7 protein-coding genes are annotated in these 9,953 nt (G+C 67.8%); all 7 read left to right on the forward strand.

Translation table 11 applies throughout. The annotated features are described in order from the left end of the window. Positions 1–264 precede the first annotated feature (264 nt). The 7 genes from ACLJQE_RS22275 (at position 265) to ACLJQE_RS22305 (ending at position 9,866) form a co-directional block, all read left to right on the forward strand. Positions 265–1,839 (forward strand): MFS transporter, encoded by a 1,575-nt coding sequence (locus ACLJQE_RS22275; RefSeq protein WP_410641517.1) that lies wholly within the window; start codon positions 265–267, stop codon positions 1,837–1,839. Then, on the forward strand, positions 1,836–3,680 hold the full coding sequence (locus ACLJQE_RS22280) for a DEAD/DEAH box helicase (protein ID WP_410641245.1): 1,845 nt from the start codon (positions 1,836–1,838) through the stop codon (positions 3,678–3,680). Before ACLJQE_RS22275 ends, ACLJQE_RS22280 begins: the two co-directional genes overlap by 4 nt. Before the next feature lies 1 nt (position 3,681). Next, positions 3,682–4,242 (forward strand): hypothetical protein, encoded by a 561-nt coding sequence (locus ACLJQE_RS22285; RefSeq protein WP_410641246.1) that lies wholly within the window; start codon positions 3,682–3,684, stop codon positions 4,240–4,242. Between the two features lie 167 nt (positions 4,243–4,409). Further along, the gene (locus tag ACLJQE_RS22290; RefSeq protein WP_410641247.1) at positions 4,410–5,204 is read left to right on the forward strand and encodes a response regulator transcription factor; all 795 of its coding nucleotides are present in this window, start codon (positions 4,410–4,412) and stop codon (positions 5,202–5,204) included. Between the two features lie 216 nt (positions 5,205–5,420). Then, positions 5,421–6,989 carry a class I adenylate-forming enzyme family protein gene (locus ACLJQE_RS22295; RefSeq protein WP_410641248.1) on the forward strand — a complete coding sequence of 523 codons (1,569 nt, stop codon included), beginning with the start codon at positions 5,421–5,423 and terminating at the stop codon, positions 6,987–6,989. A gap of 49 nt (positions 6,990–7,038) precedes the next feature. Continuing rightward, entirely contained in the window at positions 7,039–8,328 is a 1,290-nt protein-coding gene (gene hemA, locus ACLJQE_RS22300) for a 5-aminolevulinate synthase (protein WP_410641249.1), read from the forward strand. Beyond that, entirely contained in the window at positions 8,325–9,866 is a 1,542-nt protein-coding gene (locus tag ACLJQE_RS22305; RefSeq protein WP_410641250.1) for a long-chain-fatty-acid--CoA ligase, read from the forward strand. The genes hemA and ACLJQE_RS22305 overlap by 4 nt, the downstream gene beginning before the upstream one ends. Positions 9,867–9,953 lie beyond the last annotated feature (87 nt).

The following is a 9,953-nucleotide window of genomic DNA, read 5'->3' on the forward strand; positions in this document are numbered from 1 at the left end:
CAGGTGCCCCGACTGGGTGGGTCAGTCGCCTTGTTCGAGTCTCCTCAGGGGCATGGAAGCTGCTCGGTCGCAAGCCCTGGAAGTCATTAATCTCAAATTTGGAATTCGTCTCGAGGGCACAAAACAGTTCAATCCGCAAGTGTGGCCTGGGGGCATATATTTCGTTCGGCCGCAAGCGGTCTTGACAAGAAACTCCGAAGTTGACAGTGTCGTGGAGTTTGCTTATGGTCGTCCTGGTTCCCGCCGACGATATCGAAGGTGTTCATGACCGCGCCTCCAGTGCTGCCGAAGTTTCGGCAACAGTTGATTCTTTCCGTTCTTATGTTGTGTTCGCTGATTATCTGGCTGGACAATACGGTTCTGAGCGCCACGCTGGAGACCCTCGCGGACCCGGTCCGTGGACTGGGGGCCAATCCCGGCGAACTGCAATGGGCCACCGGTTCGTACACCCTGGCCTTCGCCACCTTGATGTTCACCGCCGGCGCACTGGGTGACCGGTTCGGTCACCGGACCGTTTTTTCCGGGGGGCTGGTGATCTTCGCGGGGTCCTCGCTGTGGGCCGCCTACGCGAGCGATGCGAACCAGCTGATTGCCGCCCGGGCTGCGATGGGGGTGGGCAGTGCCCTGATCACGCCCGCGATGCTGGCCATCCTCATGTGGACCTTCACCGGCGCCGCGCGGGCGGCCGCGATCGGCATTTTCTCGACGTCGGCCGGGGTTGGGATGGCGGCCGGGCCGGTGCTGGCGGGGTTCCTGCTCGATCACTTCTGGTGGGGCTCGGTCTTTCTGATCAACGTCCCGGTCGCGGTGCTGGCGTTGGCCGGGCTCGCCGTGCTCGTTCCGAACTTCCGCAGCCCCACCGTGCGGCCGCTGGACCCCGCCGGGATGGTGCTGTCGATCACCGGGCTCGTGGCTCTGGCCTACGGGCTGATCCGGGCGGGGCAGGTGGCCGTGTGGAGCCGGGCCGATGTCTGGGTGCCGATCGTCGTCGGTCTGGGGCTGCTGGCCGCCTTCGTCCTCGTCGAACTGCGTGTCAAGGTACCCAGCTTCGATCCGCGGCTGCTCGCGCAGCGCACCTTCGGCGGCGGGAACCTGGCGCTCGGGCTGCTGCTCTTCGCGGTGGCCGCGATCACCTTCTACAACGCGTTCTACCTGCAGGGCGCGCTCGGGTTTTCGCCGATGCAGGCGGGTTTGGCCAACATCCCGACCGCGCTCGGCGCGATCGCCGGGGCGCCCCTCGCTTCACGCCTGGTCCGCCGCCTGTCGCTGCGGCCGGTCGCCGTGCCGGCGTTCACCGTGGCCGCGCTGACCATGGCCGGGTACGGGGTCCTCGGCCTGGACACCCCGCTCGTCTGGATCGAGCTCCTGCTGCTGGTGCAGGGTCTCTCGATCGGCATGGTGATCGGCCCCGTCACGGCCGCGCTGGTCAGCAAGCTGCCGCTGGAACAGGCCGGTGCCGGATCGGCCGTCACCAACACCGTGCGGCAAACCGGCAGCGTGATCGGCATCGCCGTCGGCGGCACGATCATGTCGATCGCGTACCGGAGTGCGATCGAACCCTCGCTGGTGGGTGCACCCGGCCCGGTGCAGGACCAGGCCCGCGTTTCCGCCGAACAGGCCCGCCACGTCGCCGCCGCCACCCAGCAGCCCGCACTCGCCCAGGCCGCTGACGACGCGTTCATCCACGCCATGCACGTCGGCGCGGGCTGGATCGCGGTCATCACCCTCCTCGGCGCGGCCGTGCTGCTGGTCACCGTTCCCGCCGCCGGAAGGAAACCGGAGCCGGACCGCGAAGAGGCCGTCCCGGAGCCGCAAAGTGTGCTGGAGCCGAACCCGTGACGCCGGTATCGCTGCAACCCGCCCCGCCTGCGCCGGGGACGCTGCCCGAAGCTGAGGTCCGCGTCGACAGTCAAGCCACGTACCTCCTCGACCGGCACATGTTCGCCCTCTGGACCTGGTCCGACCGTGCGGTGGGCGCCGCCCCGCCCGTCGGTGACGCCGAGACGATTGCCTTGGCCGTCCCGACGCCGGACCTGTCCCGGTTGACGGTGTCCGACGTCGACTGCGCGCTGATCGAGCCGGACAAGCTCGCCGACGCGCTTCTCGAGTCCCCCGGCCGGTCGGTCGAGGCCTGGCGGGCGCGGATCGCGGGCGGCGACGCGGCCCTGCCGATCGCCGGGCACGCCGTTCCCGATGCCACCGGTGCCGCCGTGACGTCGGCGGAGCACGCCGTGGCCGTCTTCCGGCACACCACCGCTGTTGCCGCCGAACTGCGCACCGCGCTGACCGCCGAGCTGCGGCCGTACCAGGTCCGCGGGGTGAGCTGGCTGCGCGAGGCGGTCGACGCGCACGGCGGTGCGGTGCTGGCCGACGAGATGGGGCTCGGCAAGACGCTGCAGGCCATCGGCTACCTCGTCGGACGCGCCGATGCGGGGCCACAGGTGGTGGTGTGCCCCACGTCGCTGGTCGGGAACTGGGCCCACGAGATCGCGCGGTTCGCGCCCGATCTGCGGACGCTGACCTGGCGCGGCGGGCCGCTGGCGCCGATGGACGACCGGACGGTGGTGCTCACCGGCTATCCGACGCTGCGCCTGCACGGCCCCGTCCTGATGGAGCAGCAGTGGGCCACGGCGGTTTTCGACGAGGCGCAGGTGCTGAAGAACTCCCGCACCCAGGTGTCGAAGGCCGCGCGAACCATCACAGCCGACGCGAAACTCGCCTTGACCGGAACGCCCGTCGAGAATCGCCTCGAGGAACTCTGGGCCCTGCTCAACCTGGTCGCACCGCAGCTGTTCGGCCACAAGACGCAGTTCCGCCGTCGCTTCATCCGGCCGATCGCGGACGGTTCCCTCGCCGCCGCGGCCCGGCTGCGCGCGGTGATCGAGCCGGTTGTGCTGATGCGGAAGAAGTCCCAGGTCGCCGGGTCGCTTCCGCCCAAGATCCACGCCAACCTCATCTGCGACCTCACCGAAGAACAGCAGCAGTTGTACGACCGATTGCTGGAACAGGCGATCGACGACGGCTTCGGCAGCGGCGCGCAGCGCCAGGCCCGGGTGCTGGCCGCGTTGACCGCCCTCAAGCAGGTCTGCAACCACCCGGCACTGGTCACCGACGAATCCGACGACGAATCCGACGAGCTTTCGGGACGGTCCGGAAAGCTCGACCTGTGCACCGACATCGTGGCCAACAACCTCGAAACCGATTCGCCGACACTGATCTTCACCCAGTACCGGAAGACCGGTGAGCTGCTCGTGCGGCACTTCGGCGAGCAGTTCCGGCTGGCTGTCCCGTTCTTCCACGGTGGCTTGAACCAGGAACAGCGAGCTGAAATCGTCCGGCACTTCCAGCACGACGGTGGTCCGAAAGTGCTGGTGCTCAGCCTGAAAGCCGGCGGCACCGGGCTCACGCTCACCCGCGCGGCCGACGTCATCCACTTCGACCGGTGGTGGAATCCGGCCGTGGAAGCGCAGGCGTCCGATCGGGTCCACCGGATCGGTCAGACCCGCACCGTGACCGTTACCACCCTGACCACCAACACCACCGTCGAGGAGCACATCGCGGCCATGCATTCGCGCAAATCCGCGCTATCCGACATCGCCGATATGTCGGGGGTGGCCGAACTGGCCCGGTTGGATGACGACCGTCTCATCGCGACACTGCGCCGGAAGCGGGTCAGGTGACATGCCGGACGACGACTTCGGTTACACGGCCTGGGGGCGGGACTGGGTCCGGCTCGCCCAGCCGTTGCGCCAGACGCGGCCCAACCCGCTGTTGCCGCGCGCCCGCAAACTGGCGCGCGTCGGCGGAGCGCAGGTCACGCTCGACGGCCGCACCGTGCGCGGCGTTGTCCAGCGTGGCCGCAACACGTGGGTGGTCGGCATCGAAGTGGCGCCGATGTCCCGCGAGACGATCGCGGGGATCACCGGCCAGCTGTCCGGTGCCCGGCCCATCCTCACCGACGACGTGCACCGCGTCCTCACCGAGACGGGCCACTCGCCCGCGCCGGTCCTCGCCGGCGTCGAGTGCTCCTGCTCGGATGACACCGGGTGTTGTATCCACGTGCTGGCCGTCTATTACGAAATGGCGCGACGGGTCGATGACGATCCTCGAATCGCGCTCGACGTCCAGGACTTCTCCCGCGCCTCATCGGGTGGCACCCGCCCGGCCACCGCGGCATTGCCGCAGCGGTGGATCGCCCTCAATGCCCTCGATCCGGCCGGCTACTTCACGGTGTCGAAGTAGTCCTGTTCAGCAGGACCGAACGAAGGAGAAGCCGCATGTGGTCAATATCTGGCACACTACCCTGACATGGGGTGGACAGTTCCCACGACTCGTGCCATGCTCGTCCGCAGGGGTCGACCTTCGACATTTTAAACGTGACCAACTGGGGGATCACTAATATGAGTAGCTTGAACGACCGGTTGACATGGCAACCGAGTTCGAGCAGTGGAAACAACCAATGCTACGCCCGTCAGATAGACTACTTGTTACCTGATATGCGTGACAGGCGCGCTGCTGTGCGGGTGGGCAGATCCGCGTTGCAGGCCGAGGTCGCGGCGCCTGTCGACACCAATCTCCAGCTCTTTCTGGTCATCCAGGACGACATTCGCCGATACAGTATCGAGGGAATGTTCCGTTCCCTCGACATCCGGTTGACGGTGCAATTCATCACGGATGTCGAAGACCTCTCGACGTTCCGCAACGGCCAGCTGCTGATTTCCTCCAGCAACGCGTTGGATCCGGTGCCCGACGAGATCGCCGAAAAGCTGCGCATCCACAACGTCCGTGTGCTGATCCTGGTGGATTCGGCCGACGTCGTTGCGCAATCCTGGGTCGATCACGCGAACGGTTTCCTGGACTGGGCGGATCTCCGCCCCGAGACCCTGCGCGACGCGATCGTCGACGTGGAGGCCGGCCGGTTCCACGTGTCGGCGACCCTGGTGCGCCGGTCCGTGACGACACCCGGCCGGACCGGCGGTGACCCCACCTCGAAGCGCGCGTCGATGATCGCGCTGACGGCTCGGGAACAGCAGGTGCTGCGCCTGATCGCCGAGGGGCAGAGCAACCGGCAGGTCGCCCGGTCGCTGAGCATCTCCGAACACGGCGTCAAACGCACGGTCGGCATCATTCTGGCCAAGCTCAACTGCCCGAACCGGACTCTGGCGGTCGTCCGGGCCATGGAGTCGGGCCTCCTCGTCATGTGAACTGCCGGGCCATCGGCGTGACACGTGTGCTGCCCAGCCACGCCGAGACACCGGGGTAGCCGATCGGTGCACCGATCGGCTACCCCGGTCGGGCTGCCTTCCGACACTCCGTTATAGCCAGTCGAACGATCTACCGCCGGCTTCCATTGTGCGGCGAAGATTGAACCACCCCATCGGACGACACCGCTATAACCGGCGAAATCGAAGGAAGTTCCCATGAGCCTGCCCGGGCATTGGTGGAGTGCCAGCCAAAGTTATGTCTCGGAGATCCTCTCGCTGCTCGCCGCCGAGCCGGATCGCGATGTCGTTCATTGGCGTGGCGAAGCATTCTCCGGTGGCGACCTGATCCGGTCCGTCACGGAAGCCTTCCTCGCGCTGCGCGATCGCGGCGTGGGCAAGGGTGACGTGGTGGCGATCCTGGTCGCGCCCAACAGCCCCGAGACGCTCACCGTGCGGTACGCGGCACAGCTGCTCGGCGGCGCCGTGTGCTACTTGCGCACCACCAATCCCGGCACCAAGGTCACGGTCCTCCCGCTGGACCAGCAGATCCAGATCCTGCGTGACACCGACGCCGTGACCGTCTACGCCGACGACGAGTGTGCGGAGCGGGCGACCGAGATCGCTGATGGGCGTGGAATTCCGGTGACGCGGCGCACCGAGGCCGGCGACGGTGCCGATGTCCCGGAAGCCGTGGCCTGGGACCCGGAGGCGCTGGCCTTCATCAACTTCACGAGCGGCAGCACGGGACGACCCAAGGGCATCCGGTTGTCGGGCCGGGCGTGGGACGCCACCATCCGCGCCTGGGTGGACCTCGGCCGTGAACCCGGCTGCACGTCGCTGCTGGTGTCGACCCCGCTGAGCCACGGCGTTGCCCCGATGGCCGACGCAGTCCTCGTCTCGGGCGCGGCGCTCTACGCCCAGGAGAGCTTCGACGCCGCGAAATTCGTGGACACCGTCGCCGCGGAGAAGGACATCACGTGGACGTTCATGGCGACCACGCACGTGTTCCAGCTCATCGATCACCTGCTCGAGCGGGGAATCCGCGACCGTGCCGCGGTGGAAGCCGCAGGCCTGTCGTCGCTGAAGCGGATCGTCTACGGCGGCAGCCCCGCGGCACCCGCCCGGATCGCCCAGGCGTTCCAGCTCTTCGGCCCGGTGCTGGCGCAGGGGTACGCCACCAGTGAGTCCGGCCGGATCACGACGCTGACCCCGGTGCAGCACGGCGAGCCGGAGGTTGCGGGCACGGTCGGGCGGCCCTTCCCCGAGGTGGAGGTCGTGGTCTGCAACTCGGATTCGGGTGCGCCGTTGGCGGCGGGGGAAATCGGTGAGGTCCGCGTCCGCTCGCCGCAGATGATGGACGGCTACAACGGCGACCCGGAACTGACGGCCCGGGTGCTGCGGGACGGCTGGTACTTCACCGGCGACATCGGCTGTCTCGACGAGCGGGGGTACCTGACCCTCCTGGGCCGGGTGGCCGACGTGATCAAGGTCGACGGCGTCAAGGTGCACCCCATCGTCGTCGAGTCGGAAATCCTGTCCCACCCGGGTGTCCGGCACGCCGCCGTCTACGGCGTCCGGGACCAGGACGGCAGCGAGCACATCCACGCCGCCATCGAATGCGATCCGGCCCGGGTGGTCGACGTGGGAGAAATCCGCGCGGGAATCGCCGAGGCGTTCTCCCCGATCCACGTGCCCGAGACGATCAACGTCCTGGAAGTCCTGCCGATGAACCGGAACGGCAAGCCCGACAAGGTCGTCCTGCGGTCGGCCGCAGTCCAGCACTGACCTCTTGGTCAGTCCACCAATCCAGCCGCTACGTCGAGAAGGCGAGTGAATGAACGTTCACCTGGAATCATACCTGACCGGGAAAACCGCGGCCGATCTCGCGGAGAGCAAGCGCGATTTCCTGGAAATCGGCCGTCGTTCCGGTAATTACCCCCTGGCCAGCGCGCGGCGCGACGGCGTGGATTCGGAAGTCAGTGTCTGGTGCAGCAACGACTACCTGGGCATGGGGCAGAACCGCCAGGTGATCGCGGCCGTGCAGGCCACCATCGACATCCACGGCGTGGGCTCCGGGGGTTCCCGGAACATCGGCGGGAACAACCACTACCACGTCCTGCTGGAAAACGAGCTGGCGGATCTGCACGGCAAGGAGGCCGCACTCCTCTTCGCGTCGGGGTACACGGCCAACGAAGGCGCGCTCACCGTGCTGGCGAGCATGCCGAAGGACACCATCGTGTTTTCCGACGCGAAGAACCACGCCTCGATCATCGACGGTCTCCGGCACAGCGGCGCCAAGAAGCAGGTCTTCCGGCACAACGACGTCGCCCACCTGGAAGAGCTGATCGCGGCCGCCCCCGCCGGCTGCCCGAAGCTCATCGTCGTGGAAACGGTCTATTCCATGTCGGGCAACGTCGCGCCGCTCGCCGAGATCGCCGACATCGCGGACAAGTACGGTGCCTCGACCTTCATCGACGAGGTCCACGCGGTCGGCATGTACGGCCCGCAGGGTGCAGGTATTGCCGCGCAGGAAGGCATCGCCGACCGGTTCACGGTCGTGATGGGCACCCTGGCCAAGGGGTTCGGCCTCGTCGGCGGCTACATCACGGGACCGGCGGCCCTCGTGGACGCGGTCCGGACCTATGCGCGCTCGTTCGTCTTCACCACCTCGCTGCCGCCGGCGATCGCGGCCGGTGGGCTGGCGTCGGTCCGGTACCTGCGGTCCTCCGACGTCGAGCGGAAGACCCTCTCGGAGAACGCGCAGCTGCTGCACCGCCTGCTTATCGAAGCCGACATCCCATTCATTTCGACGGACTCGCACATCGTTTCGGCCTTCATCGGTGACGACGAGCTGTGCAAGCAGGCGTCCCGGCTGCTGTTCGAGCGGCACGGGATCTACGTCCAGTCCATCAACGCCCCCAGCGTGCCCGCGGGCCGGGAGATCCTGCGGATCGCCCCGTCCGCCGTGCACGATCAGCACGAAGTGGAGAACTTCGCCCAGGCGCTGCACGGCATCTGGAAGGAACTGGAGATCCCGACCGCGAGTGCCCGGGACTGGGCCACGTCCGAGTTCCGCGGTGACGGCGCCCGCACCGCCGCGAAAGCCGGACTGCTGCCGCGATGACCACGTCAGTTGCCGGCGTGCTGGCCGACGCGGCGGCGCGGCGGCCCGGCCACCCCGCCGTGATCCACGAGTCCGGGCAGTTCACCTACGGGTGGCTGTGGGAGCAGGCCCGGCACCACGCCTCCGTGCTGCGGGCCAACGGGGTGCGGCCGGGAGACCGGGTCGCGCTGCTCCTGGTCGACACCCCGCAGTTTCCCGTGGCGTACTTCGGCGTGCTGGCGGCGGGCGCCGTCGTGATCCCGCTGAACGTCATGGCGACCGCGTCGGAGATCGAGCACGTGCTGACCGATGCCGACGCCCGGTTCCTCGTGTGCGCTGCCTCGTTGCTCGCCCAGGCGAGCGAGGCGGCGGCACGGCGTGGCACCGTGGTCTTCACCGTCGGCCCGGGCCCCGAGGGCGCGGTCGACCTGGAGCACGCGGCGCAGGACACGGCGCCGATCGACGATCCGGTGGTGCCGGCACCCGACGATGTCGCGGTCGTGTTCTACACGTCCGGCACGACGGGCGCGCCGAAAGGCGTGATGCTCACCCACCGGAACATCCTGTACAACGTCGACAGGATGGTCGAGACCCCGTACGCGTTCCGGAACGACGACGTATTGCTCGGGTGTTTGCCGCTTTCGCACGGCTTCGGCCAGATCTGCGGCATGCTGACCGGCTTCCGCGCCGGTATCTCCATCGTCCTGATGTCGAGGTTCTCCGGACGGGAGGCCCTCGAACTGATGGCGGAACACCGGTGCACGGTGTTCATGGGCGTGCCGACGATGTATTTCGGATTGCTCGAAGCGGTGGCCCAGGGCGGGCCGGTCCCTCGGCTCGACCGCGTGTTCAGCGGGGGATCGGCGCTCCCGGCCAAGACCCTCGACGACGTCCGGAGCACGTTCGGCTGTCCGGTGTACGAGGGCTACGGGGCGACCGAGACCTCCTGCAGCGTGGCCTACCACCATCCCGGCCTGCCGTTCCGATCCGGGACGGTCGGTGTTCCGATCAACGACATCGATGTCGGAATAGCCCGGCCGAACGCCGAGAGCATCGAACTCCTGCCCGTCGGCGAGGTGGGCGAGATCGTGGTGCGGGGCCCGAACGTCATGGCCGGATACCTCGGCCGCCCGGACCTCACCGCCGAGGTCGTGCTCGACGGCTGGTTCCTCACCGGCGATCTCGGCAGGCTGGACGGCGACGGCTACCTGTCGGTCGTCGGCCGGAAGAAGGACCTGATCCTGCGTGGCGGCTACAACGTCTACCCGCGCGAAATCGAGGAGGTCCTCGTCGGGCACCCGGCCGTGGCGCAGGTGGCGGTCATCGGTGTTCCGCACCTCGCGCTCGGTGAGGAGGTCTGGGCGGTGGTCGTGCCGGCCCGGCCGGAGGACGTCACCGCCGGATCGGACGAAGAAATCATCCAATGGGGAAAACAGCGCCTCGCCGCCTACAAATATCCTCGCCGGATCGAATTCGCCGACGCTCTCCCGATGGGGCCGAGCGGAAAAGTGCTCAAGCGGATGCTTGTCTCGAAATACGAGTCGGCCGCCGGCTCGTAGCGGCGAACAATTCGACGTAGCACCCGCAGCCCGGCTGCGGGTGCTACGGCCGGCGCTCAAGCATCGTACGTGACAACAGGTAGGGCA

It is taken from the genome of Amycolatopsis sp. lyj-346, from assembly GCF_046548975.1.
Taxonomy (GTDB): Bacteria; Actinomycetota; Actinomycetes; order Mycobacteriales; family Pseudonocardiaceae; genus Amycolatopsis.